The 25653-nt window shown below is 64.1% G+C and carries 22 protein-coding genes and 1 other RNA gene; 4 read left to right on the top strand and 19 right to left on the bottom strand.

The window, feature by feature from the left end; translation table 11 throughout:
- Positions 1-424: 424 nt before the first annotated feature.
- Genes murB through mraZ form a run of 12 tightly spaced genes read right to left on the bottom strand, consistent with a single transcriptional unit; the run spans position 425 to position 14122 of the window.
- Positions 425-1390: a UDP-N-acetylmuramate dehydrogenase gene (gene murB, locus CK227_RS18785; protein ID WP_095773947.1), complete on the bottom strand. Its 966-nt coding sequence runs from the start codon at positions 1388-1390 to the stop codon at positions 425-427.
- Positions 1387-2787, bottom strand: coding sequence for a UDP-N-acetylmuramate--L-alanine ligase (gene murC / locus CK227_RS18780; protein WP_095773946.1), 1401 nt, complete (start codon positions 2785-2787; stop codon positions 1387-1389). The genes murB and murC overlap by 4 nt, the downstream gene beginning before the upstream one ends.
- Positions 2784-3911 (bottom strand): undecaprenyldiphospho-muramoylpentapeptide beta-N-acetylglucosaminyltransferase, encoded by a 1128-nt coding sequence (murG, locus tag CK227_RS18775; protein WP_095773945.1) that lies wholly within the window; start codon positions 3909-3911, stop codon positions 2784-2786. Before murG ends, murC begins: the two co-directional genes overlap by 4 nt.
- 1 nt (position 3912) lies before the next feature.
- Positions 3913-5064 (bottom strand): putative lipid II flippase FtsW, encoded by a 1152-nt coding sequence (ftsW, locus tag CK227_RS18770; RefSeq protein ID WP_095773944.1) that lies wholly within the window; start codon positions 5062-5064, stop codon positions 3913-3915.
- Complete coding sequence (gene murD, locus CK227_RS18765; RefSeq protein WP_095773943.1) at positions 5064-6464, bottom strand: UDP-N-acetylmuramoyl-L-alanine--D-glutamate ligase; 1401 nt, start codon at positions 6462-6464, stop codon at positions 5064-5066. The genes ftsW and murD overlap by 1 nt, the downstream gene beginning before the upstream one ends.
- Before the next feature lie 11 nt (positions 6465-6475).
- Positions 6476-7558 carry a phospho-N-acetylmuramoyl-pentapeptide-transferase gene (mraY, locus tag CK227_RS18760; RefSeq protein WP_010910257.1) on the bottom strand — a complete coding sequence of 361 codons (1083 nt, stop codon included), beginning with the start codon at positions 7556-7558 and terminating at the stop codon, positions 6476-6478.
- Positions 7559-7581: 23 nt separating this feature from the next.
- A complete protein-coding gene (locus CK227_RS18755; RefSeq protein WP_095773942.1) occupies positions 7582-9039 on the bottom strand; it encodes a UDP-N-acetylmuramoylalanyl-D-glutamyl-2,6-diaminopimelate--D-alanyl-D-alanine ligase in 1458 nt (485 codons plus the stop codon).
- Complete coding sequence (locus CK227_RS18750; protein ID WP_095773941.1) at positions 9036-10490, bottom strand: UDP-N-acetylmuramoyl-L-alanyl-D-glutamate--2,6-diaminopimelate ligase; 1455 nt, start codon at positions 10488-10490, stop codon at positions 9036-9038. Before CK227_RS18750 ends, CK227_RS18755 begins: the two co-directional genes overlap by 4 nt.
- A 54-nt stretch (positions 10491-10544) precedes the next feature.
- On the bottom strand, positions 10545-12254 hold the full coding sequence (locus CK227_RS18745; protein WP_095773940.1) for a penicillin-binding protein 2: 1710 nt from the start codon (positions 12252-12254) through the stop codon (positions 10545-10547).
- Positions 12251-12646 carry a hypothetical protein gene (locus CK227_RS18740; RefSeq protein WP_095773939.1) on the bottom strand — a complete coding sequence of 132 codons (396 nt, stop codon included), beginning with the start codon at positions 12644-12646 and terminating at the stop codon, positions 12251-12253. The genes CK227_RS18745 and CK227_RS18740 overlap by 4 nt, the downstream gene beginning before the upstream one ends.
- Before the next feature lie 4 nt (positions 12647-12650).
- Positions 12651-13667, bottom strand: a complete 1017-nt coding sequence (gene rsmH, locus CK227_RS18735) for a 16S rRNA (cytosine(1402)-N(4))-methyltransferase RsmH (protein WP_095773938.1) — start codon at positions 13665-13667, stop codon at positions 12651-12653.
- Positions 13664-14122, bottom strand: coding sequence for a division/cell wall cluster transcriptional repressor MraZ (gene mraZ, locus CK227_RS18730; RefSeq protein WP_095773937.1), 459 nt, complete (start codon positions 14120-14122; stop codon positions 13664-13666). Before mraZ ends, rsmH begins: the two co-directional genes overlap by 4 nt.
- A 407-nt stretch (positions 14123-14529) precedes the next feature.
- On the opposite strand from mraZ, the gene CK227_RS18725 reads away from it, so the two are divergent.
- Complete coding sequence (locus CK227_RS18725; RefSeq protein ID WP_095773936.1) at positions 14530-15645, top strand: cystathionine gamma-lyase; 1116 nt, start codon at positions 14530-14532, stop codon at positions 15643-15645.
- 8 nt (positions 15646-15653) lie between these two features.
- Here CK227_RS18725 and CK227_RS18720 read toward each other — a convergent pair whose 3' ends face one another.
- The 7 genes from CK227_RS18720 to CK227_RS18690 form a co-directional block, all read right to left on the bottom strand.
- Positions 15654-16001 (bottom strand): type II toxin-antitoxin system RelE/ParE family toxin, encoded by a 348-nt coding sequence (locus tag CK227_RS18720; protein ID WP_095773935.1) that lies wholly within the window; start codon positions 15999-16001, stop codon positions 15654-15656.
- Positions 15949-16224, bottom strand: a complete 276-nt coding sequence (locus tag CK227_RS18715; protein ID WP_095773934.1) for a type II toxin-antitoxin system ParD family antitoxin — start codon at positions 16222-16224, stop codon at positions 15949-15951. Before CK227_RS18715 ends, CK227_RS18720 begins: the two co-directional genes overlap by 53 nt.
- Positions 16225-16391: 167 nt before the next feature.
- An RNA gene (gene rnpB / locus CK227_RS18710) (RNase P RNA component class A) lies at positions 16392-16791 on the bottom strand.
- A 77-nt stretch (positions 16792-16868) separates the two neighbouring features.
- A complete protein-coding gene (locus tag CK227_RS18705) occupies positions 16869-17573 on the bottom strand; it encodes a transglycosylase SLT domain-containing protein (protein ID WP_095773933.1) in 705 nt (234 codons plus the stop codon).
- A gap of 210 nt (positions 17574-17783) precedes the next feature.
- On the bottom strand, positions 17784-18539 hold the full coding sequence (locus CK227_RS18700; RefSeq protein WP_095773932.1) for an N-acetylmuramoyl-L-alanine amidase: 756 nt from the start codon (positions 18537-18539) through the stop codon (positions 17784-17786).
- The gene (locus tag CK227_RS18695) at positions 18536-19255 is read right to left on the bottom strand and encodes a DnaJ family molecular chaperone (RefSeq protein ID WP_095773931.1); all 720 of its coding nucleotides are present in this window, start codon (positions 19253-19255) and stop codon (positions 18536-18538) included. Before CK227_RS18695 ends, CK227_RS18700 begins: the two co-directional genes overlap by 4 nt.
- Positions 19256-19410: 155 nt before the next feature.
- A complete protein-coding gene (locus CK227_RS18690) occupies positions 19411-19623 on the bottom strand; it encodes a hypothetical protein (RefSeq protein ID WP_019859105.1) in 213 nt (70 codons plus the stop codon).
- A gap of 181 nt (positions 19624-19804) precedes the next feature.
- On the opposite strand from CK227_RS18690, the gene CK227_RS18685 reads away from it, so the two are divergent.
- The 3 genes from CK227_RS18685 to CK227_RS18675 all read left to right on the top strand — a co-directional run bounded on the left by CK227_RS18685 (position 19805) and on the right by CK227_RS18675 (position 25632).
- Positions 19805-23437: a hydantoinase B/oxoprolinase family protein gene (locus CK227_RS18685; RefSeq protein WP_095774034.1), complete on the top strand. Its 3633-nt coding sequence runs from the start codon at positions 19805-19807 to the stop codon at positions 23435-23437.
- Between the two features lie 159 nt (positions 23438-23596).
- Positions 23597-24895, top strand: coding sequence for a DUF3419 family protein (locus tag CK227_RS18680; protein ID WP_095773930.1), 1299 nt, complete (start codon positions 23597-23599; stop codon positions 24893-24895).
- A complete protein-coding gene (locus CK227_RS18675; RefSeq protein ID WP_095773929.1) occupies positions 24892-25632 on the top strand; it encodes a class I SAM-dependent methyltransferase in 741 nt (246 codons plus the stop codon). Before CK227_RS18680 ends, CK227_RS18675 begins: the two co-directional genes overlap by 4 nt.
- Positions 25633-25653 lie beyond the last annotated feature (21 nt).

Genomic DNA, 25653 nt, shown 5'->3' with positions numbered 1-25653 from the left:
CGGACCAAAAACCAAGATTTCCGCAACATTGAGTCCGAGTCTCCCGGCAGGTTGCCCCCCCAGACGGAAAACGCGGGTAACGCGTCGAACGACTCAAATCAGGAAACGCTTTCCAGCAGAGAATCAGAGAGTTGATTCACTGGCAAGTGCTTATGATTCCGAGAGATTCACTTTCTGAGAAAATGGCTGCGAAAACCGTGTCGCTGAGTCCCCGGAGCAACGGTTTTGCGCGTTCTGCGAGCGCATTGACGTTCATGCATCACATGAACTTCATAGACAGCGAGGGTACGTTGAGGTTCAGGTCAGGCCGAGTCGAAAACGATGGCCTTCGAGAACCGGAACGGAGCGGACATTCGGGTCCGTGAGCACCGGAAGCGGAGAAGGCCGTCGTTTGCAGGCCGGCATCACCTGAATATCAGCGTACCTAGAGAAGCTGACCCAGAAACTCCTGGACGGCATGCCCGGGCCGGAAATCGCCGATGCGCTTGATCTCCCACTGCAGCCGGATGCCTGAGTGTTCGAGCACGCGGGCGCGCACCGTCTCACCGAGATATTCGAGGTCGTAGCCGGTCGCGGTGCCGGTGTTGATCATGAAATTGCAGTGCATGGGCGACATCTGCGCGCCACCGATCATCAGGCCACGGCAGCCCGCCTTGTCGATCTCCTTCCAGGCCGACGTGCCTTCCGGATTCTTGAAGGTCGAGCCGCCGGTCTTCTCGCGGATCGGCTGCACAGTCTCGCGGTGGTTCTGCACCGCGTCCATCGCCGCCTTGATAGTGGCCTTGTCCTCGGCAAAGCCTTCGAACACGGCCGAGGTGAAGATCAGTCCGGCAGGGGCGGACGAATGGCGATAGGCATAGCCCATCTCGGCATTGCTCAGCGTCTGGACATTGCCCTTGCGGTCGAGAGCGCGCACCTCGACGACGCGCTCGCGCGTCTCGACGCCATTGGCGCCGGCATTCATCCTCAGCGCCCCGCCGACGGCGCCCGGAATGCCGTGATAGAAATGGAAGCCGCCAATGCCCGCTTCCAGCGCCAGGGCCGCGACACGCTTGTCGGGCGTGGCGGCACCCGCCTTGATCCTGATCGGCGAAACGATCTCGGCCTCGCCAAAGCCCTTGGCCGAGAGCCGGATGACGAAGCCTGGAATGCCGCCGTCCCTGACCAGCAAGTTCGAGCCGACACCAACGACGGTAAGAGGTATCTCTTCGGGAACCGCGCGCAGGAACGCGGCAAGGTCTTCTTCGTCGGCCGGCTGGAACAGCACCTCCGCCAGGCCGCCGGCGCGGAACCAGGTGATCTTGTCCATCTCGGCATTCGGCGTGAGCCGGCCGCGCAGGCCGGCAAGCCGGTCGCCGAGTCTGTCGATCAGGGCCTGGCCGTGCATCATGAGGCGGCAAGCTCCTTTGGCAGAGCATAGGCCCATTGGGTGATGTTGCCGGCGCCGAGGAAGACGACGAAGTCGCCGGGCTTGGCCAGGTCGCGAATGATCGGCGCGATCGCTGCCGGACCCTCTATGTATCGCGCGTCGCGATGGCCGCCGGCGCGGATGCGCGACACCAGCGCTTCGGAAGTCACGCCTTCGATAGGCTCTTCGCCGGCCGCGTAGACCGGCGCCACAATCACCGTGTCGGCATCGTTGAAGCAGGTTGAAAACTCGTTGAACAGATCATGCAGCCGGGTGAAGCGGTGCGGCTGGGCAATGGCGATCACGCGCCCCTTGGTGGCGCTGCGCGCCGCCTTCAGCACCGCCGAGATCTCGACCGGATGGTGACCGTAATCGTCGAACACATCGACGCCGTTCCAGGATCCGGTATGGGTGAAGCGGCGCTTGACGCCGGCGAAGGACGACAGGCCCTTCTTGATCGCCTCGCCGGACAGGCCGAGCTCATGCGCGACGGCGATGGCGGCGGTGGCGTTGGAGACATTGTGGCGGCCGGGCATCGGCAGGCGCAGACCTGAAATCGTGCTCTGGCTGCCGGTCTTGCGGTCGCGGATCACCACGTCGAACTCGGAGGTGGCCCCCGCCATGCGGTGGTTGGTGAAGCGCACATCGGCCTGCGCGTTCTCGCCATAGGTGATGACCCGGCGATCCTCGATGCGGCCGACCAGCGCCTGCACTTCAGGATGGTCGGTGCACATCACGCCGAAGCCGTAGAACGGCACGTTCTCGACGAACTGGCGGAACGCCTCGCGCACCTTGTCGAAGCTGCCGTAATGGTCGAGATGTTCGGGATCGATGTTGGTGACGACGGCGATGTCGGCCGGCAATTTGAGGAAGGTGCCGTCGCTCTCGTCGGCCTCGACCACCATCCACTCGCCGTCGCCCATGCGGGCATTGGTACCATAGGCGTTGATGATGCCGCCATTGATGACGGTCGGATCGAGCCCGCCGGCTTCCAGCAAGGTCGCCACCATCGAGGTCGTCGTCGTCTTGCCATGCGTGCCGCCGATCGCCACCGCCTGACGGAAGCGCATCAGCTCGGCCAGCATCTCGGCGCGGCGCACGATCGGCAGCAGCTTTTCGCGCGCGGCTTTCAGTTCCGGATTGGTCTTCTTGATCGCCGTCGAGACGACCACCACCTCGGCATGGCCGAGATTCTCGGCCTTGTGGCCGACGTAGCATTCGATGCCCTTGTCGCGCAGCCGCTGCACATTGGCACTGTCGGCCTGGTCGGACCCTTGTACCTTGTAGCCGAGATTGTGCAGCACCTCGGCGATGCCGCTCATGCCGATGCCGCCAATGCCGATGAAATGCACAAGGCCGATGGTCTGCGGCATCTTCATGCTTGCGTCCCTTTCTTGAAATCCGAAACGGTTTTTTGGGACGCAATAGCCTCTGTGAGATCGGCGAGCAACCGTGCCGCGTCCGGCCTGCCGGCCGATTTCGCGCCCGCGGCCATCGCCGCCAGTTGCTCGGGATTGTCCATCAGCCCGCCAATGAGGGCCGCGATGCGCTCGGGCGACAGCGTCGATTGCGGGTGCACCTCGCCGCCGCCGGCAGCGGCAAGGGCCGCCGCGTTCGCCGCCTGGTCGTGGTCGAGCGCATAGGGATAGGGCACCAGCAGCGCGGGCCGGCCGATGACGGCGATCTCCGAGACGGTCGAGGCGCCGGAGCGCGAGATCACCAGATGCGCCGCCGCCATGCGCGCCGCCATGTCGGTGAAGAAGGGCGAGACCTCGACGGCGACGCCAAGCGCGGCATAGGCCGTCTTCACCCGCGCCACGTCATCCGCGCGCGCCTGCTGCGTGATCACGAGACGCTTGCGCTGTGCATCCGAAAGCAACGCGATGGCACCCGGCATGGCATCGGAAAAGAACTGCGCACCCTGGCTGCCGCCGAACACCAGCAGGCGGAAAGGCTCCTCCCCTGTCGATGCCGCATAAGCCGTCTTGGCCGCTTCCAGCACCGCCGGCCGAACCGGATTGCCTGTCGTTACCGTCTTTTCGCCGGTGGCGCTCGTATCCTGCGGCAGGAAGCCGCCGGCTATGGCATCGACACGGCCGGCCAGCGCCCTGTTGGCGCGCCCCATCACCGCGTTCTGCTCATGGATCAGCGTCGGCACCTTGCGCCGCGTCGCCGCGTAGAGCGGCGGCAGGGTCGGATAGCCGCCAAAACCGACCACCGCGTCCGGCTTGATCCTGCCGATAATGGCGGAGGCCTGGCGCACGCCGCGCCAGATTTTCCAGAATGCGCCAAGCACGGCAATCGGATTTTTCGAGCCCATCGTCGCCGACTGGATCGGATGGACGGCTGCAGCCGGGAAGTGGCCGGCAAACCGCTCGGCGCGATCGTCGGTCGCCAGATGCACCGTCCAGCCGCGCTCGTTCAGCTCATGCGCCAGCGCCTCGGCCGGAAACAGATGTCCGCCGGTTCCGCCCGCCGCGAGTAGGATGACGCCCCTCGCCATGTCACTCCGCCGGCAAAGCGCGCTGCGGCAGCGCAAAACCCATCTGCTTGCGCTTCTCCGGCCGCTTGCGCGTCAGCGCCAGCACCATGCCCATCGAAATGGCGATGGCGATCTGCGAGGAGCCGCCATAGGAGATGAAGGGCAGCGTCATGCCCTTGGCGGGCACCAGTTGCAGGTTGACGCACATGTTGATTACGGCCTGCAGGCCGAACACGGTGACGAGGCCGCCGACCGCATAGCGGGTGAAGTCGTCATGTTCCTTGAGCGCCGTGTTTAGGCCGCGCAGCACGATGAATGCGAAGATCGACATGATGAAGAAGCACATCATCAGCCCGAATTCTTCGCCCGCGACCGAGAAGACGAAGTCGGCGTGGCTGTCGGGGATGACCCGCTTGACCGTGCCCTCGCCCGGGCCGACGCCGAACCAGCCGCCATTGATCAGCGCGTCGCGTCCCATGTCGACCTGGAACGTGTCGCCTTCGCCGGTGAGGAACTTGTCGATGCGCAAGGCAACGTGCGGAAACACCGTATAGGCGGCAAAGACGCCGCCGACGCCGGCAGCACCCAGCACGATGATCCACAGCCAGGGCAGCCCGGCCATGAAGAACATGATGCCCCAGGTGCCGGTCGTCAGCATGGTCTGGCCGAGGTCCGGCTGCGCCACCAGCAGCGACACGACCAGCACCAGCAGCAGCATGGCGAACAAATTGCCGGGAATGTCGGGCTGGCGCTTGTGCTCGGCGAACAGCCAGGCGCACATGATGACGAAGGCCGGCTTCAGGAATTCCGAGGGCTGGATCGACAGGCCGGCGAGCGACACCCAGCGCCGCGCACCCTTCACCTCGACGCCGATATAGAGCACCGCCACCATCAGCACCAGCATGAGGCACAGCATGATCAGCGACATGCGCCGGATCTCCCTGGAATCGAGGAAGGAGACGGCCAGCATCACGCCGAGCGCCGGCACGGTGAAGATGATCTGCCTGGTGGCGAAGTGGAAACTGTCGAGGCCGATGCGCTCGGCGACCGCGGGGCTGGCGGCGAAGGACAAGACGATGCCCAGCCCCATCAGCGACAGGAACGCCGCCAGGAACCAGCGATCGATCGTCCACCACCAGGTTGCGACAGGACTTTTATCGAGACGGCTCTGCATTATCGTGCCCCTCCGATGGGTTTGACGCCATCTATAGCGCTCGCAGCTTGCCTGAAGGCTTCGCCGCGAACTTCGAAATTCTTGAACTGGTCGAAACTGGCGCAGGCCGGCGACAACAGCACCACCACCTCGCCACTGCCGTCCTTGGCCGCATCATGGGCGGCGTGCTCGACCGCGGCGGCCAGCGTGCCAGATATCTCGTAAGGCACCGCCTCGCCCAGCGTCGCCGAAAAGGCCGGTGCGGCCTCGCCGATCAGATAGGCCTTGGCGATGCGCGGGAAGAAACCGCGCAGCGGCTCGATGCCGCCCTCCTTGGGCAGGCCGCCGGCGATCCAGTAGATGCGCGGAAAGCTCGACAGCGCCGGCGCCGCCGCGTCGGCATTGGTCGCCTTGGAATCGTTGACGAACAGCACATGGCCCTTGCGGCCGACCTGCTCCATGCGGTGCGCGAGGCCGGGGAAGCTCTCGAGCCCCGACTGGATTTCGCCGAGGTCGAGCCCGACCTTCAGGCAAGCGGCGACCGCGGCAAGCGCGTTCTGCGCATTGTGCTGGCCACGCAGCGAACCGATGCCTTCGAGGAAGGCGACCTTGCTGTAGCGGCCGTGCACGGCCTCCATCAGATTGGTGCCGTCGGCGAAATAGCCGTCGGTCAGCGGCAGCCGCTTGGAAATGCGGATGACCTGCCGCCCTGCCCGCTCCAGCCGCTCAGCGATCTGCGCGCACCAGGAATCGTCGATGCCGATGATCGCCGTCTCGCTGCCCGCCACGAGCCGCTCCTTGATCGAGGCGTAGTGCTGCATGGTGCCGTGGCGATCGAGATGGTCGGGCGTCAGGTTGAGCAGGATGCCGGCGGTCGGGTTGATCGAGGGAGCAAGGTCGATCTGATAGGACGAACACTCGACGACATAGTGTCGATTGGTCTTCGGCGGATCGAGCGTCATCACCGCGCGGCCGATATTGCCGCCCATCTGGGTGTCGCGGCCGGCCGATTTGAGGATATGCGCCGTCAGCGCGGTCGTCGTCGACTTGCCGTTGGTGCCGGTGATGGCGATGAAAGGCGCCGTTGGCGCGCTGAGCGTCCGCTCGCGGCAGAAAAGCTCGATGTCGCCGATGATCTCGACGCCGGCGCCCCTCGCCAGTTCCACCGTCCAATGCGGCTTGGGATGCGTCAGCGGCACGCCCGGCGACAGCACGAAGGCCGAGAATTTCGCCCAGTCGGCGCCGCGCAAATCGGCGGTTGCGATACCGGTGGTGGCCGCCTTGGCGACACTGTCGGGATTGTCGTCCCAGGCCAGCACCTGCGCCCCACCCTCGATCAATGCGCGTGCGGTCGCGATCCCCGAGCCACCGAGCCCGAAGAGCGCAACGTGCTTGCCTGCGAAGGATGCGGCGGGGATCAAGGGAGGGCTTCCTATCTGAGCTTCAGGGTGGAGAGGCCGACCAGCGCCAGGATGACGGCGATGATCCAGAACCGGATCACCACCTGGCTCTCGGTCCAGCCGAGCTTTTCGAAATGATGGTGGATCGGCGCCATCAGGAACACGCGCTTGCCGGTCATCTTGAAGTAGCCGACCTGGATGATGACCGACAAAATCTCGACCACGAACAGGCCACCGACGATGACGAGCACGATCTCGTGCTTGGTGGCGACGGCGACCGTGCCGATCAGGCCTCCCATGGCCAGCGAGCCGGTGTCGCCCATGAAGATCGCCGCCGGCGGCGCGTTAAACCAGAGGAAGCCGAGGCCGGCGCCGATGACGGCGCCCAGCACGACCGCCAGTTCACCAGTGCCGGGAACGAAATGGATCTGTAGATATTCGGCGAACACCGCATTGCCTGAGAGATAGGCGATGACGCCGAACGACGCCGCCGCGATCATGATCGGCACGATCGCCAGTCCGTCGAGGCCGTCGGTCAGGTTCACCGCGTTGCCGGCGCCGACGATGACGAAGCACGAGAACGGGATGAAGAACCAGCCGAGGTTGATGATGAATTCCTTGGCGAAGGGAAATGTCAGCGACGAGGAGAACGGCGCCTGGCCGTTATGCATGATCACCCAGGCGGCGATGCCGGCGATGATGAATTCGAGCCCCAGCCGCGCCTTGCCGGAGAAGCCGAGATGCGACTGCTTGGTCACCTTCAGATAGTCGTCATAGAAGCCGATCGAGCCGAAGCCCAGCGTCACCAGCAGCACCACCCAGACATAGATGCTCGACAGGTTCGCCCACAGGAGCGAAGAGCCGATGATGCCCGACAGGATCATCAGCCCGCCCATGGTCGGCGTACCCGCCTTCTTGAAATGCGTCTGCGGCCCATCGGCGCGGATCGGCTGGCCCTTGCCTTGCCGTAGCCGCAGCGAATTGATGATGGTCGGCCCGAAGATGAAGACGATCAGCGCTGAGGTGATCAGCGCCCCGCCGGTGCGGAACGTGATGTAGCGGAAGACATTGAAGACCGAGATCTTGTCCGCGAAATCGACCAGCAGTGTAAACATGCGCTTTCGTCCCCCGACTTGACCTAGGTCAGTTTGCTGGTTGTCGTTTCAGCCGGGTACTTGCCCAGCAGCGCATCGACCAGTTTTGCAAAACCGATGCCCTTCGACGATTTGATCATCACCACGTCGCCAGGCTTCAGCGCGGCAAGCAGCACCGGCTTCAATTCCTCGACGCCGGCGCGGTATTCCGTCTTGATGTCGCCCGGTAGCGCTTCCGCCAGTGCCCGCATTTGGGGGCCGCCGAGAAACACTGTCTGCGTGCCGGTGCCAACGATGAGATCGGCAAGGGCGGCATGCAGCTTGGCCGAATGCTCGCCGAGTTCCAGCATGTCGCCGAGCACGGCGATGCGGCGCCCCTCACCCGTCACCGGCGTCGCGTTGAGCAGCGCCATGGCCGCCGCCATCGAGGCCGGATTGGCATTGTAGCTCTCGTCGATCAGCGTGATCGGGCCACCGGGGTGGCTCGAAGTCGAGCCACCGGGATGCCGCAACACATGACGTTTTCCACGACCACGCTCTGCCGAGAGATCGGCCAGGGCCAGGGCCACCTTGTCGAGATCGGCGCCGACCAGTTGCGCCGCGCCCAGCACCGCCAGCACGTTCTGCACCATGTGCCGGCCGGGCACACCGATGCGGGCGATCATGTCATGGCCGCCGATCCGGGCGGCGATGTCGGAATGGTCGGCATGCAACTCGCATTTGGTGAGCTTGAAGGTCGAGCGCGCATTCTCGCCGAAGCCGTATACATGCTCGACGCCGGCGGCATGCGCCATCTTGTCGAGCAGCTTGAAGCGCGCATCGTCGCGGTTGAGGACGGCCGCACCCTCGGGCTCCAGCCCTTCGAAAATCTCGGCCTTGGCCTTGGCGATCTCGTCCAGATTGCGGAAGAAGCCGAGATGCGCCGCAGCGATCATGGTGACGATGGCGACATGCGGCCGCACCATCTTCACCAACGGCCGGATCTCGTCGGGATGGTTCATGCCGATCTCGAACACGGCATAGTCGCAATCATCGGGCATGCGCGCCAGCGTCAGCGGCACCCCCCAATGATTGTTGAAGGACTGTGCCGAGGCATGCACCTTGCCGACCGCCGACAGCACATGGCGCAGCGCTTCCTTGGTGGTGGTCTTGCCGGCCGAACCGGTCACCGCGATGATCTTGGCCTGGGAACGGGCGCGCGCCGCGACACCAAGCTTTTCCAACGCGACCAGCACATCCTCGACGACGATGATCGGCGCCGTCAGCCGGCCGAGCGACGGCAGCTTGCCTTCCGCCACCACCAGCACGCCGGCGCCGGCCTTGATGGCCGCGGTGGCGAAGTCGTGGCCATCCATCGCCTCGCCCTTGATGGCGAAGAAGGCGTCACCCGGCTGTAGGCTGCGGCTGTCGATCGAAATGCCCGATATGCCCTCGGGCATAGGCCCGAGCGGCCGCCCGTCCATGGCGGCAACCAGCGCGTCGGAGGTCCACAGCAAACTCATGCGGCACGCTCCCGCAGCGCCGCGCGGACTTCCTCGTGGTCGGAGAAATGCAGGGTTTCGGAGCCGATCATCTGGCCTTCCTCATGACCCTTGCCGGCGACGATCAGCGTGTCGCCGGCATGAAGCATGCCGACAGCCTCGTGGATCGCCTTGCGCCGGTCGCCGATTTCGATGGCGCCGGGGGCAGCGGCCAGAATGGCGGCGCGGATCGTCTCGGGCACTTCCGAGCGTGGATTGTCGTCGGTGACGATGACGACATCCGCAAGCCGGGTGGCGATTTCGCCCATGATCGGCCTTTTGCCCCGGTCGCGGTCGCCGCCGCAGCCGAACACGACCATGACGCGGCCGGTGGTGAACGGACGCACCGAAGCCAGCACGTTTTCCAGCGCATCGGGCTTGTGGGCGTAGTCGACATAGACCGGCGCACCGCTGGCGGTGGTGCCGACCAGGTCGAGCCGCCCCGGCGCGCCCTTCAATTTTTCCAATGCGGCCAAGGCCTTGGCGACGGGTGTTCCGGTGGAAATGGCAAGCCCTGCAGAAACCAGCGCGTTCGAAATCTGGAAATCGCCGGCCAGCGGCAAGTCGATTTCGTAAAGCACGCCCTCGGCCTCCACCTCGGCGCGCTGGCGATGGCGTTCGTGCTCGACCCGCTTCAGCGTGAGGAAATCGCCATGGCGGCCAACCGTCAGCACATTGAGCCCGGCGGCCTTCGCCGCCTGGATCGTCGGTGCCGACCACGGATCGTCGGCGAAGATGACCGCCGGCGCGCCCTTCGGCAGCAGCGTGTCGAACAGGCGCAGTTTGGCGCGATGATAATCCTCGACCGTCGGATGGTAATCCATGTGGTCGCGGCCAAGGTTGGTGAAGCCGCCGGCGGCGAGCTTCACGCCGTCGAGACGGCGCTGGTCGAGCCCATGGCTGGAGGCTTCCATCGAAGCATGGGTGACGCCGGCATCGGCCAATTCCCGCAGCAATTGGTGCAGGGCGACGGGATCTGGCGTAGTCAGCGAGCCATACTCGTTGCGGCCTGGCGCCACCACGCCGGTGGTGCCGATCGAAGCCGCGGCGTAGCCCGCCTGCTCCCAGATCTGCCTGGTGAAGGCGGCGACCGAGGTCTTGCCGCTGGTGCCGGTCACCGCCACCATGGTCTGCGGCTGCTTGCCGAAAAAGCGGGAAGCACTCAATGCCAACGCCAGGCGCGGATCGTCGACCGCCAGCACAGGAACCGGCAGTTCGGCAACGGAACTGCCCTTGACTGTCACGATCGCCAGCGCGCCGCGCCTGGCCGCGTCGGCGGCATAGGCCGCGCCGTCCGCCTTGGTGCCGGCGAGCGCAAAAAAGACGACGCCCGGTTTTACCTGGCGGGAATCGGACGAAATCCCGGTAACCTCCAGATCGGCGGAAGCTGTTCCTTCGACTGGCAGGACACCGGCTAGATCTCTGAGCTTCATCGAGTTCCGTTCACCGCAATAAAATAGCGCGCAGTCGCCGGCGCGCCCTAAGAATCACTCGTAGGAAACCAACGTTGCACCATTTTCATGGCTGAAATCTGGTTTCACGCCAAGCATGGCCGCCGACCGCCTGATGATATTACCCGCTATGACCCCCGCATTCGCGGCCGCGACGTCGGTCATCCCAGGCTTTTCCGGGTGCGGGGCGTCGGCAATCGTGAACACCAGATATTGCGGATCGTCCATTGGAAATGCGGCGACAAAGGTATTGAAATTCAGGTCTTTGGAGTAGCGGCCGTTGATGACCTTCTCGGCCGTTCCGGTCTTGCCACCAACGCGGTAGCCGGGGACTCTGGCGTTTCTGGCCGAGCCCTTCTCGGCATTGAGCGAATAGAGGTAGCGCATGCCCTCGACCGTCTTTTCGTTGACGACTTTCTTGGCAATCGCCATCGCTTCCTGCTGCGTGCGCACCAGGAAGGTCGGATTCATCAAATAGCCGCCATTCATCAGTGCCGCGCAGCCGACAGCCGCCTGGAGCGGGGTCGTCGATACGCCATGGCCGAAGGCGATGGTGAACGAATTGACCTGTTTCCAGACCTTCGGTTCGGTCGGGCGGGCGACTTCCGGCAGTTCGGTCTGCATCCTTTCCAGGATGCCAAGACGATGCAGGAATTCCCGGTGACCTTCGATGCCCACCAGTTCGGCCTCCCTGGCCGACCCGATGTTGGACGAATAGAGGAACACCTCCGGCAAGGACAGCACACGATTCTTGCCATGGAAATCGTGAATGGCCTGATGGCCGACCCGGATCGGATGCGAAGCGTCGAAACGACTGTTCATCGTCGCCTTGCCGGAATCGAGCGCCATGGCCGAGGTGAAGCTCTTGAAGGTCGAGCCCATCTCATAGAGGCCCGCCGACATCCGGTTCAGCCGATCCTTTTCCTGTGCATTGTAAGGATTGTTCGGATCGAAATCCGGCACCGAGGCCATGGCCACCACTTCGCCGGTCTTGACGTTGAGCACGACGGCGCCGGCGCCGAGCGCGCGATAGCGCTCCAGGCCGGCGGCAATCTCGTCGCGCACCACATGCTGGACGCGCAGATCGATCGACAGCTTCACCGGCTTGAGATCCTTGGCCACCGCCAGGCCCGACGCCTGCAGGTCGCTCAGGCCCTGCTCGTCGATATATTTCTCCATGCCGGAGATGCCCTGGTTGTCGATGTTGGTCAGGCCGACAATGTAGGACGAGGTTTCGCCGCTCGGATAGAAACGGCGCTTCTCCGTGCGGAAGCCGAAACCGGGAATGCCGAGCTGCATGATGTCGGCCTGCTGCTTGGGCGTCAGCTGCCGCTGCAGCCAGACGAAGCCGGCGCCGCTCTTGAGCTTGTGGTAGGTCTGCTCGTAATCGATCTCGGGCAGCACCGTCGACAGCTTCTCGATGGCTTCGTCGGCGTCGACGATGCGGCGCGGCTCGGCGAACAGCGACGCCGTCTTGATGTCGGTCGCCAGCACTTCGCCATTGCGGTCGACGATGTCGGGCCGCGAGGCGGTGATCCGGCTCTGCGGCCCCCCCGACAGGTCAGGCGTCTGGAAGCCGAGATAGACCAGCCGCCCTGAAATGGTCGAGAAGATGCCGAAGAACACCGCCATCGTCATCACGATGCGCGCCTTGCCCATGCCGCCGGTCGCCTTGCGTGCGCCCTCGACGACGATCGATCCGTCTTCACCCGTCCTTGCGCGACGCTTCAGCAGTTTGCCGATCATTGGGCTATGCCTCCGGTCACGACGGGATCCTTGCCGTCCGCAGGCGCCTTGTCGGAATTGTCGGCCATGCTGCCCTGGCGTCCGTTCAGAATGTCCTGGATGTCCAGCGCCTTGGCCGGCAGGTCGCCCAAGCCGACGATCTGGCGGGCGCTGACCGGCTCGAGCGCGAGCTGTGACTTGTAGAGTTCGGCGAGCTTCTGCAGCCGCGACGGCTGCGTGAGCAGGCTCCAGTCCGCCTTGAGCAGGTCGATCGTCTCCTCCTCATAGCGTATCTGGTTGTGGATCTTCTGCACCGCCGCCAACTGGTCCTCGGCCTCGCGCTTGGTCTTGTAGGTCAGGGCCGCCGCCGAAACCATGACGGCGATCAGGACAATGTCGCTGGTACGGAACACGTGCTTACCTCTCCCCCGGCCGGTCGATGCCGGGAAGCTTTGGAAGGCCGAAAATCGAAAAATCGCCGGCGCGTGCCGGCGCCTCGGTGCGGATCGCCGCGCGCAGCCTGGCCGAGCGGGCGCGCGGATTGGCAGCGACCTCGGCATCATCAGCCGTCACGCCGCCACCGGCCTTGCGGAAGGTCGCCGTGCGCGCATGCGCCTCGGGCAGGTGACGTGATCCCGTGGCGACGTCGGCACGGTCGGCGATGAAGCGCTTGACGATGCGGTCTTCCAGCGAATGGAACGTCACCACGGCCAGACGCCCGCCGGGCTTCAATGCGCGTTCGGCCGCGAATAACGCCTTGGCCAGTTCACCGAGTTCGTCATTGACGAAGATGCGCAGCGCCTGGAAGACGCGGGTCGCCGGGTGGATCTTGTCCTTCGGCGCGCGGCCGATATGCGTTTCGATGGCGTCGGCCAGTTCCAGCGTGCGCTCGAATGGCTTCTTTTCGCGGCGCGCCTCGATCATGCGGGCGATGCGGCCGGCGTGACGCTCCTCGCCGAGGAAGCCGAAGATGCGGGCAAGGTCGCCCGGCTTGAAGCTGTTGACGACATCGGCCGCACTCAGGCCCGCCTGCGCCATGCGCATGTCGAGCGGCCCGTCGAGGCGGAAGGAAAAGCCGCGCTCGGCCTGGTCGAGCTGCATGGAGGACACGCCAATGTCGAGCACGACGCCGTCGGCGCTTTCGACATGCTCGTCCAGCGTCGAGAACGGCGCCTGCACCAGCCTCAGCCTGCCGCCCGATTGTGCCTCGATATCGCGCCCGGCGGCGATCGCGTCGGGATCGCGGTCGATGGCGACGACGGAAGCGCCGGTCGCCAGAATGGCCTTGGTGTAGCCGCCGGCGCCGAACGTGCCGTCGATGATGATGTCGCCCTCCGCCGGCGCCAGTGCCTTGAGCACTTCGCCAAGGAGGACCGGAATGTGGCGGACTGATCCGCCAACGGCGTGGACGTCATCGCCGTGGCCCGCCGTCATTCCGGTCGCTCCCCAGGCTTCGTCCCCTGCCGAAGCTGCAAAAGCCTGGCCCGCGCCTGCGCCCCATAGGCCGCAAGTCGTCCCGGCTCCCAGATCTGAAAGAAATTGCCGCGCCCGACAAAGGCCACTTCCGCCGAGATGCCGGTATGCTCGCGAATGAAATCGCTCATCGTGATGCGGCCGTCCTGGTCGAGTTTCAGGAACGCTCCGTCGCCATGGCAGAAGAACGACATGTCGTCCGCCGCCTGCAGAAAGGGATCTTCCTGCGCGATACGCTGCTCGTAACGGTCGAGCAGATCCAGCCCGCCGACATCCATCGCCGGCAGATCCAGGCAGCGCAATGCATAGAGTTCCGAATAGCCGCGCTTCTGCACGACGGCGCGGAAATGCGCCGGAACGGACACCCGCCCCTTCGCATCGATCCTGCTCACCGTGTTCGACAGAAACCGGTCCATTAAACGCTACAGCCGCTTGCGCCGCCGCACCCCTCTTCATCGTCTCGCACGCGCCGCCGCTGCGCGTTCCCTGCCCCGTATCAGCCTCGCGCGCACGGGCAAAAACCGGCAAACGCGCAGCCGCCGCGGCTGCCCGACTGGCGTACGCTTTACCCTGACGCGGAACGAAGGCTGTGATGTCTCGATGGGATATCATGGGGCACTATGGGCGTCAACGGGAATAGGCTTCATAAACACGCGCATCGCGACCAATCCGAGCAGCCGTTACGGCACGTCCCGTCTTTATGATCCATTAAGCCTAACGAAGCGTTTAGAGCCCGCTGGCCCAAAAGACCTGGCTTGCCGCCGATCACCCGCGCGCATAGCGTCGTGCGGCGTCTTCCGCCCAAAAAACAAGGATCGAGCTCATGTCCGAGACGGCAAAGTCACGCGCCGCCGAACTTTCCCATTTGCGCAGCCGCGATTTCGCCAGTGGCGATCCGATCCCCTTGCCGCTGACCATGGCTTCGATCTTTCACACGCCGGGCGTAGAGACCGGGGTCGATCAATATGGCCGCTACGACAATCCAACCTGGCGCGCCGTGGAACATGTGCTCGGCCATTTGGAAGATGCGCAATGCGTGAGTTTTCCCTCTGGAATGGGCGCGATTTCGTCGGTGTTTTTCGCGCTCCTGAAATCAGGCGATCGCGTGCTCCTGCCGGCGGACGGCTATCATGCGACGCGCGCGATGGCCGAACACTTCCTGAAGCCGCTCGGCATCACCTGCGATACCAGGCCGACGCCAACCTTCCTTGACGGCGGCTTCAAAGGCTATTCGCTGGTCTTCGTGGAAACCCCGTCCAATCCGCGGCTGGACATCTGCGATATCTCGGCGATTGCCAAGGCTGTCCACGAACAACGCGGGCTCCTTGTCATCGACAACACGACGATGACGCCATTCGGCCAGCGTCCGCTCGACTTCGGCGCCGATGTCGTCGTCTCCGCCGACACCAAGGCGGTCAACGGCCATTCGGACGTGCTGTTCGGCCACGTCGCCAGCCGCGACGCCGACATCATCACCAAGGTGACGGACTGGCGGGCAATGGCCGGCGGCATTCCCGGGCCGTTCGAGGCATGGCTGGTGCATCGCGGCCTCGAAACACTGGAAGTGCGCTTCGACCGCATGTGCTCGTCCGCCGAAACGATCGCGCAGCGGCTGAGAGAACATCGCGCGGTGCGTGACCTGCGTTTTCCCGGCCTGAACGGCGACCCCTCGCACAACCTCGCCCGCGCCCAGATGGAGCGCTTCGGCTTCCTCATCTCCTTCGAGCTCGCGTCCGAGAACAAGGCCGAGGATTTCATCAACAATTGCCCATTGATAGAGGCCGCGACCTCCTTCGGCGGCGTCCACACTTCGGCCGAGCGGCGCTCGAAGCGAGGTGATGCGGTGCCGCCCGGCTTTGTGCGCCTCTCGATCGGCTGTGAACCGGTGGAAGAACTCTGGAAGGCCATCGAGACGTCGCTGGACGGGATCAGCGCCTGACAGGCCGATCACGAACCGAGGTCGTCGGCCTCGATGTTGCGATGGCCGTGCAGCACGCGAAGAATTTCGATCGCGTCGTCGCCGACGCGATACAGAGTGAGATACTCGCCGACGACCAGATGACGGATGCCAGGCCCAATGTCGTCACGTGGCGCGCCTGAGGAGGGAAAGGAAGCCAGTTGCTGCCACCACGCCTCGAAGCGGTCGAGCAGCCGATCGGCTGCGGCCTCGTTGTCGCGCGCAACATGAAGCCAGATCGCGATCAGATCGTCTTCCGTGCGTTCTGGACGATGGGCAGAAAATTCATGCCGCGTCGTCAGATCGCAAGCGTCTCCGTGCCTCGGCCTTGATTTCATCCATCGATGCAAATCGTCCCGGCCCGCTGTCGATCCCTTCCTGCACCAACTTGCGTAGTTCCTCGATCGTATAGCCAAAGAGATCGCGACGGTCCTTCCACTGCCGCAGCGCATCGCGGATGACCTCGCTCGCCGAGGCATATTCGCCGGCGGCGACCACGTCGTCCACCGCTTGCGCCAGTTCCGGCGAGAGCGTGATGCTGCGCTTGTCGACCTGTCCCATGATAGGGCTCCCGATATCGTTCTCGGACCACAGTAGGATTTAATCGCACCAGCTTCAAGTGAGGCCGAGCTGGGTTCTTGTAGGCGAATAGCCGAAAAGACTTGAATCGACAGGCGCGCCCGAGGGCGCAACCTGCTGATCTCAAAGGACTTCTCTTCGAGGACGAAACTGCCAGCTGGCCTGTAAGCCGGGTTCTGTATGGCCCTCGCCCCTTGCGGGACGAGAACGTGGCGACCATTCATCTTGGGCGCATGTTGCCATGCGCCTCACGCAACCTACCCGGACGGTGAGCCGGAAACAGCCCTCGAGGGTTTCCCCTCGCACCGCCCCTATTCGGTTTTGCTCCCGGTGGGGTTTACCGTGCCGCTCCTGTTGCCAGTCGCGCGGTGGGCTCTTACCCCACCCTTTCACCCTTACCCCGACAAAGTCGTGGCGGTTTGCTTTCTGTGGCACTTTCCCTGGGGTCGCCCCCGCCGGCCATTAACCGGCACCGTGTCTCCATGGAGCCCGGACTTTCCTCACTCGCGGCCTTTCGGCGTTTGCGAGTGCGGCCGCCCAGCCAGCTGGCAAGGCGTATAAAGGGGTTCAGCCGGGAAAACGCAAATGAAAAAGCCGGCTTGTCCGCCGGCTCTCGCAACTTGCTATCAGAGCGCGGCCATCTGAACCTTGACCTTGCTGCAATAGGCGGCCGAGATCGGGTTCATCCGCGTCGCGGCATGGCCGGCATTGTATTTCAGGATCGTGCCACAGGTCGTGCCACCGCCAAGGTTCTGCGCCAGAGCGAGATACTTCATGCCGTATTTGATGTTGGTGTCGGGATCGAACAGGCCCTTGGCCGAACCGTTGTAGCCCATCATCCGCGCCGTCGCCGGCTTGATCTGCATCAGGCCGATCTCGCCGGCGCTGCCGACCATGTTCGGCCGGTAGTTGCTCTCGATCGTGATGACGGCGTTGGCCAGCGACACCGGAACGCCGTAGCTTGCCGCATAGCGGGCAACGATCGCGGAATACTGGCCGCTGCTGGCCACCGCTGCCGTCGACGCAGCGACGTTCCTGAGACCGATCGATGCCGTTGTCGTCATGTCGACGGTCTTGCGGCCACGCTTCGTCCGTCTTTTGGCGGAGGATTTCTTCGCCTTGATCGAGCTGGCTTTTTCCACCTTGGCGGAAGCCTGCTTCGCCGTTGCCTTCAGGCTGCTGCTGCTTTTGGCTGAAGTGGCCTTGCCCTTGGTCACCGCGACGAGCCGCTGATCGGCCCGGGGGCTCCATGTCGCGGCATCAGCCGCGCTGAAGGCAAAAGTCACTACGCCGGCAGCAAGAGCTGCCGTTACAACGGTCAATTTCTGCATGTGATCCTGTTCTGTCTGGACCACGCGAAGATATTCGCGTGGCGCTGCTTGATTAATAGCGGAACATCCGGGGGCTGGAGATCCGACAAACTGTACGAATTGCCCTTTGAGGCCCGAATTGGCGCCAATGAAGGCGGGGCAAGTCACTTTGAGTGACAGTTTGTAACCCGACAGGGAAAAAGATTACTTGGGCGGCGCCTTGCCCCCGCGTTATCCGCTCACCGAGGCAAGCAACTTCTGCAGCGTGCGCATGGTCGAGCCATCAGCCAGCCCGTCGACCAGACGGGGCCGAAAATGCCGTTGGAACGCCTCGACGACAATCCGCGTCTGATGGTCGAAAACACCCGATATCTCGACGCCATAGCCATAGAGCGTCAGCATGGACTGCAACGCCTCGACATCGGTACCGCTGTCGCCGGGTTTCAGCGCGGTCCCGCGCCTGATGGGTGCGGCCGGCACGAGGTGGCCGACACCGGCCATGAACAGGGCGGCCCACGGGAACTTCTCGCCCGGATCGATCTTACGGCCCGGTGCCACGTCGGAATGCGCCAGCACCCGCATGGCGGGGATCGCATGCCGCGCGGTAATTCCCTTGCACAGGCCGATCACCGCCTCGATCTGGCGCCGGGGAAACCCGGCATAGCCCAACGAATGGCCAGGATTGACGATCTCGATGCCCACCGAGCAGGAATTGATATCGGTGCGTCCGAACCAGGAACTCTTGCCGGCGTGCCAGGCGCGGTCGCTTTCCCGGACCATCTGCACGATGTGGCCGTTCTCATGCACGAGATAGTGCGATGAAACCTCGCTCGCCGGATCGCATAGCCAGGCTTCCGCCCCGGCGCCGGTCGCCATGCCGGTGTAGTGCAGCACGATCATGTCGGGTTTCAGCGCATCACGCCTTGGCCCAAAATTTGGCGATACCCTGACCTCGGCGCTCGGCTCGTCGGGCAGGAAGCCACTCATGCGTGCCGCAGGCCCCGCTCAATCATTTCATAGGCGGCGTTGATAGCCGCGACCCTGGTGGTGGCGATCTTGATGAATTCCTGCGGCAGGCCACGCGCGATCAGCCGGTCGGGATGGTTGTCTGAGACCAGCTTGCGGTAGCGCTTCCTGACCTCCTCGAACGGCCGGCCGCGCTCGATGCCGAGCACGACATAGGGATCGCCGGCGCCAAGATTGACGTGCCGGGCGAGGATCGACTCGTAATGCGCCTCTTCGATGCGGAAGATCTCGGCGATACGGTGCAGGAAGATGCCTTCGCGTTCATGCACCAGCCCATCGGCCTTGGCGATGTGGAACAGGCCGTCGAGTATGTCTTCCAGCATCACGCAATTGGAATGTCCCGAACCGCACAATTGCGCCATGCGCTCGGCATAGGTTTCGAAACCAGCCACGTCCCGCTGGGCGAGATCGAACAGCCGCGCGACGTTGCGCGTCTCCTTGGGCGGCACTTCGAATATTTCCTGGAAGGCGCGAACCTCGTCCTGGGTGACGATGCCGTCTGCCTTGGCCATCTTGGCCGAGAGCGCGATCATCGCCACGGAAAAGGCTACGCGGCGGCGCAGGTCCGCATCGCCGGAAAAAACCGTGCGCACGGCCTCCACCACATCGGCAACGCCCGACGAGGCTGAAGACGATACCCGCGTGATGAAGTCGCCGAGGCGGTCCCAAATCGACATGGCCGCTTCTTAGAGCGAACCGGTCCATGCTATCAAGCCAATAACGGGGTTGTGAACGACAGCCGCCCCGACAGATCGATGGATCGGCCCGCGAAAAAGGCCGGCATCATGCCGGCCTTTCTCCCAAGACACGCTTACTGCTTACTCACTACAAGCTACTGCGCAGGCGCAGGAGCAGGCGTTGCCGGAGCCGGCTCGGCGGGCTTGGTCGAATTGTCGGCCGGAGCCGCGGGCTTCATCGGCTGCTCAGCAGCAGGCGGATTGGTGCTCTGCGTGGTGGTGGTGTCAGTGCCCTTGCCGCTGTCGCTGCAGGCCGCGACGCCCAGCAGGGCAAGGGCGGACACGGAAGCCAGAATGAGCTTTTTCATAATATCTCTCCTTCAACACACGCTCACGTTGCGGTGAACGGTCGCAGAGGAAATGCGCGACACGGTCATGAGTTTCGTAACGTTGCGTTTCCGCGTGTAACATCAACGGGATGCGTTGCCGCCGATGCATTGGCGCATTAACAACGAAAGCTGACAACGAAAAATGCCGGAGACAGCCGCCATGACCGCGAAATGGGATTTCTGGATCGACCGGGGCGGCACCTTCACGGATGTCATCGGCCGCGATCCGCAAGCGGGGCTGCATCCGCGCAAGCTTCTGTCGGAGAATCCCGAAGCCTATGCCGATGCGGCCATCCAGGGCATCCGCGACCTGCTCGGCGTTGACCCGGGCGCCGCGATCCCGTCCGGGCTTATCGGCGACATCAAGATGGGCACCACGGTCGCCACCAACGCGCTCCTGGAGCGCAAGGGCGACCGCGTGCTCCTGCTCATCACCAAGGGCTTTCGCGATGCGCTGAGGATCGCCTACCAGGCGCGGCCCGACATCTTTGCCAAGGAGATCATCCTTCCCGAGCAGCTCTATGAGCGCGTCATCGAGATCGACGAGCGCGTGCTCGCCGATGGCCGCGTCGAACAACTGCTCGACATCGCCGCTTGCCGGCCCGCGATCGAGCAGGCGAAGGCCGACGGCATCGATGCCGTCGCCATCGTCTTCATGCATGCCTGGAAATACCCCGATCACGAGAAGGCGGTGGCAAAGGTCTGCCGCAAGATCGGCTTCGCCCAAGTCTCGGTCAGCCATGAGGTCTCGCCGCTGATCAAGCTGGTCGGCCGCGGCGACACCACCGTGGTCGACGCCTATCTCTCGCCCATTCTGTCACGCTATGTGCAAAGGGTGGCGGGAGAACTGGGCGCGGCGAGAGATGGCGACCAGTCCCCTCGCCTGATGTTCATGATGTCGTCGGGCGGCCTCACCGCCGCCGACATGTTCCAGGGCAAGGACGCACTGCTGTCGGGTCCGGCCGGCGGCGTCGTCGGCATGGTCGAGACGGCCAAGCTCGCCGGCTTCGAAAAAGTCATCGGCTTCGACATGGGCGGCACCTCCACTGACGTTGCCCATTACGATGGCGAGTACGAGCGCGCTTTCGATACCGAAGTCGCCGGCGTGCGTGTCCGCGCGCCGATGATGCGTATCCACACCGTCGCCGCCGGCGGCGGGTCGGTCCTGCATTACGAGGCTGGCCGTTTTCGCGCCGGGCCCGATTCAGCGGGCGCCAATCCCGGACCCGCCGCCTACCGGCGCGGCGGTCCGCTCGCCGTCACCGACGCCAATGTCATGCTCGGCAAATTGCAGCCGGACTTTTTCCCTGCGATCTTCGGCCCCGGCCAGGACCAGCCGCTCGACGTCGAGACCGTGCGCGCAAAATTCGCGGCCCTGGCCGACCAGATCGGTGACCGCCGCTCGCCGGAAGCGGTTGCCGAGGGCTTCGTCACCATCGCCGTCGAGAACATGGCCAACGCCATCAAGAAGATTTCCGTCCAGCGCGGCTACGACGTCACCGAATATCTCTTGAACTGCTTCGGCGGCGCCGGCGGCCAGCACGCATGCCTGGTCGCCGATGCGCTCGGCATGGAAGCGGTGCTGATCCACCCCTTCTCCGGCCTGCTTTCGGCCTATGGGATCGGCCTGGCGTCGGTCTTTGCCTCGCGCCAGCAGGCATTGCTCAAACCGCTTGCCGAGGAGTCCCGAACCGAGATCGCCAGCCTCATCGCCACCTTGAAAAAGACGGTGATCGCCGAATTGGCCGTGCAAGGCATCGCCGAGGACGCGGTGGCCGCCAAGCCCGTGCTGCACATCCGCTATGACGGCACCGACACGACGCTGCCGGTGAATTTCGAAAGCGACTCGATTTTCCAGGCAAGGCGCGACTTCGAAATCGCCCACAAGGCGCAATTCGGTTTCGTCTATGACGACAAGCCGATGATCGTCGAGACGGTTGGCGTCGAGGGCAGCGAAATCGGCGAGAGCAGCGCCGAGGCCTATGCGCCCGCCGGGCCCGCACGGATTGAAGCCGGCGCTTCCGGAACGCGGCGCATCTACACCGAAGGCCGGTGGCATGAAGCCGGCATCCATCGTCGCGAGAACCTGCGCCCATCCAATCTGGTCGCCGGCCCCGCTCTTATCATCGAACCGAACCAAACCATTGTCGTCGAACCGGGCTGGCGGGCCGAAATCACCAACCTCAACCATGTCGTGATCCGCCGCACGGAAAAGAAGGCGCGCGCCGCCGCCCTCGGCACCGACGCCGATCCGGTGATGCTCGAAGTCTTCAACAACCTGTTCATGTCGATCGCGGAGCAGATGGGTGTCACGCTGCAGAACACCGCCTATTCCGTCAACATCAAGGAAAGGCTGGATTTCTCTTGCGCCGTCTTCGACCATACAGGGGCGCTGGTCGCCAATGCGCCGCACATGCCGGTGCATCTGGGCTCGATGGACCGCTCGGTCGAAACCATCATCCGGCTGAACTCCGGCGACGTCCACCCAGGCGACGTCTTTGCCTTGAACGCACCGTACAATGGCGGCACGCATTTGCCCGACATTACCGTGGTGACGCCGGTGTTCGACGACGCCCAGAAAGAGATCCTGTTCTGGGCGGCCTCGCGCGGCCACCACGCCGATATAGGCGGCACCGCCCCCGGCTCGATGACGCCGCTCGCCACCACGGTCGACGAGGAAGGCGTGCTGTTCGACAATTTCCGCATCGTCGACCGCGGCAAATTCCGCGAAAAAGAGCTGCATGCGCTGCTCACCGACCATCGTTACCCGGCCCGCAACCCGCACCAGAACATTGCCGACCTCAAGGCGCAGATCGCCGCCAATGAGAAAGGCGTCGCCGAACTGCGCAAGATGGTCGCGCATTTCGGCCTCGATGTCGTCGAGGCCTATATGGGCCACGTCCAGGACAATGCGGCCGAGAGCGTGCGGCGGGTGATCGAGCGGCTGCCCGATACATCGGCCTATGAATATCCCACCGACACCGGCCAGGTGATCAAGGTGAAGATATCGGTCGACCGGCAAATGCGCGAAGCTACGGTCGACTTCACCGGCACATCGCCCGTCATGAAGAACAATTTCAACGCGCCGGAGCCGGTGGCCCGCGCCGCGGTCCTCTATGCCTTCCGTGTCATGGTCGAGGACATGATCCCGATGAATGCCGGATGTCTGCGGCCCATCAACATCGTCATTCCCGACGGCTGCATGCTGAAGCCCGCCTACCCCGCCGCCGTCGTCGCCGGCAATGTCGAGACCTCGCAGCATGTCACCAACGCGCTGTTCGGCGCCATGGGCACCATGGCCAATGCGCAGGGGACGATGAACAACCTTACCTTCGGCAACAAGAAGTACCAGTACTACGAGACGATCTGCTCCGGCTCGCCGGCCGGCCATATGAACTCCGGCCGCGGCTTTGCCGGCACTTCCGGCGTGCACACCCACATGACCAATTCGCGCCTCACCGATCCCGAAGTGCTGGAACTGCGCTTCCCCGTGGTGCTGGAGGATTTCCACATCCGTAAGGGATCGGGCGGCGAGGGCAAGTGGAGCGCCGGCGACGGCACCAAACGCAGCATCCGCTTCCTCGAGAAGATGGAATGCGCGATCCTGTCCTCGCACCGCAACCGCCCGCCTCAGGGGCTGGACGGTGGCGGCGACGGCGAGGTCGGCTCGACCAAGATCCGCCGCAAGGACGGCACGATCGACATGCTGAAGGCCTGCGACCAGACCGTGCTCGAGGCCGGTGATGCCGTTATTTTGATCACGCCGACGCCGGGCGGGTTTGGACCCGCCTGAGGGAGCTTCGAGAATTCGCTGCGGCGAGTCAGGTGACGTGGCTTTCGAGAACCGGAGCGGAGCGGACGTCGGAGTCCGCGAGCACCCGAAGCGCGGAAGGCCGCGTCAGATGGCCGCCGCAGTAGAATTATCGATGCCTCCGGCTGTCACCGGCCTGTCATGACCCTGGGTTACCCGCTTGCGGCAAAGCAACTGGGGAATCACTTTGTCATGACGGACGTATCCTCGGATCTGGTTTTTCGCCGCGGCAAGGAAGTTGGAAAAGCCGTCTACCAGAACCGCGCGCTTTCGAAAGCCGGCATCTCCGAGCGTCTGTTCGCCTTCCTGTTTTCCGGCCTCGTCTATCCGCAGATCTGGGAAGACCCCGATGTCGACATGGAGGCCATGCAGCTTGGCCAGGGCCATCGCATCGTCACAATCGCTTCCGGCGGCTGCAACATCCTGGCCTACCTCACCCGATCGCCGGCACGGATAGACGCCGTCGACCTCAATGCCGCCCACATCGCGCTGAACCGCATGAAGCTGGAGGCGGTGCGCCGCCTGCCCTCGCAGGGCGACCTGTTCCGCTTCTTCGGCGCCGCCGACACCAGCCACAATTCGCAAGCCTATGACCGTTTCATCGCGCCGCATCTCGATCCGGTCAGCCGCCACTATTGGGAACGCCGCAACTGGCGTGGTCGCCGTCGCATCGGTGTTTTCGACCGCAATTTCTACCAGACCGGCCTGCTCGGCCTGTTCATCGCCATGGGCCATCGCACGGCAAAGTTCTTCGGCGTCAACCCGGCCCGCATGATGGAAGCCAGGAACCTCGGCGAGCAGCGCCGCTTCTTCAACGAGGAACTGGCGCCCGTCTTCGACAGGAAGCTTTTGAAATGGGCGACCTCGCGCAAGGCTTCGCTATTCGGCCTCGGCATTCCGCCGGCGCAATATGATTCCCTGATCACATCAGGCGACGGCACCATGGCCAGCGTGCTGAAGGCCCGGCTGGAGAAGCTCGCCTGCGATTTTCCCCTGGAAAACAACTACTTCGCCTGGCAGGCCTTTGCCCGCCGCTATCCCGAGCCCGGCGAGGCCGCCCTGCCGGCCTATCTGGAAAAGCAGAATTACGAGACCATCCGCGGCAATGTCGACCGCGTCGCCATCCACCATGCCAATCTGATCGAGTTCCTGGCCGGCAAGGATGCGGGTGTCGTCGATCGCTTCATCCTGCTCGATGCGCAGGACTGGATGACCGATGACCAGCTCAACGCGCTGTGGTCGGAAATCAGCCGCACCGCCTCCGCTGGCGCCCGCGTCATCTTCCGCACCGCCGCCGAGCCCAGCCTGCTACCGGGCCGCGTCTCAACCTCGCTGCTGGACCAGTGGGACTATCAGGACGAGGCCTCGCGCGAATTCTCGGTCCGCGACCGCTCCGCCATCTATGGCGGCTTCCACCTCTATGTGAAGCGCGCCGCATGAGCACGACCGAGCTGCCGGCCAGCCCCGAATTCAAGGCCAATCATGCCGAGCTGATGGATGGCGTCTACCGCTGGCAGCGCCACATCTACGACCTGACCCGCAAATACTACCTGCTCGGCCGCGACCGGCTGATCGATGGGCTTGAGGTGCCGCAAGGCGGCACCGTGCTGGAACTCGGCTGCGGCACCGGCCGCAACATCATCCTCGCCGCCCGCCGCTACCCCGATGCCCGCTTCTTCGGCCTCGATATTTCGGCCGAAATGCTGGAGACGGCCGGCAAGGCGATCGACCGCGAAGGCATGTCAGGCCGCGTCACGCTGGCACGAGGCGACGCCACCGATTTCGACACCGCCGCACTTTACGGCATCGAGCGCTTCGACCGTGTCTTCGTCTCCTATTCGCTGTCGATGATTCCTGGTTGGGAGAAGACGGTGTCGGCGGCTCTTGCGGCACTATCCCCCGGCGGCTCCCTGCATGTCGTCGATTTCGGCCAGCAGGAGGGCTTGCCGGCTTGGTTCCGGACCTTGCTGCGCGGCTGGTTGAAAAAATTCCACGTCACGCCGCGTGAATCCCTGCGCGAAGTCCTGGAATCGGAATCTCGGCAAGCCGGCGCAACCTTCCGTTTCCGCACGCTTTATCGCGGTTATGCCTGGCTGGGCGTGATTGGACCGCACAACCTCACCTCCCCCTCGATGGAGGAGGTCGCGCCGAAGGCGCGGGTGGGGGTGGAGCGCTAGGCAGCCCACCCCGGCGCTGCG

Source organism: Mesorhizobium sp. WSM4308, assembly GCF_002294905.1.
Classification (GTDB): Bacteria; Pseudomonadota; Alphaproteobacteria; order Rhizobiales; family Rhizobiaceae; genus Mesorhizobium.
Note: the sequence above shows the minus strand (reverse complement) of the source record. Positions and strands in the feature narration are given on the sequence as shown.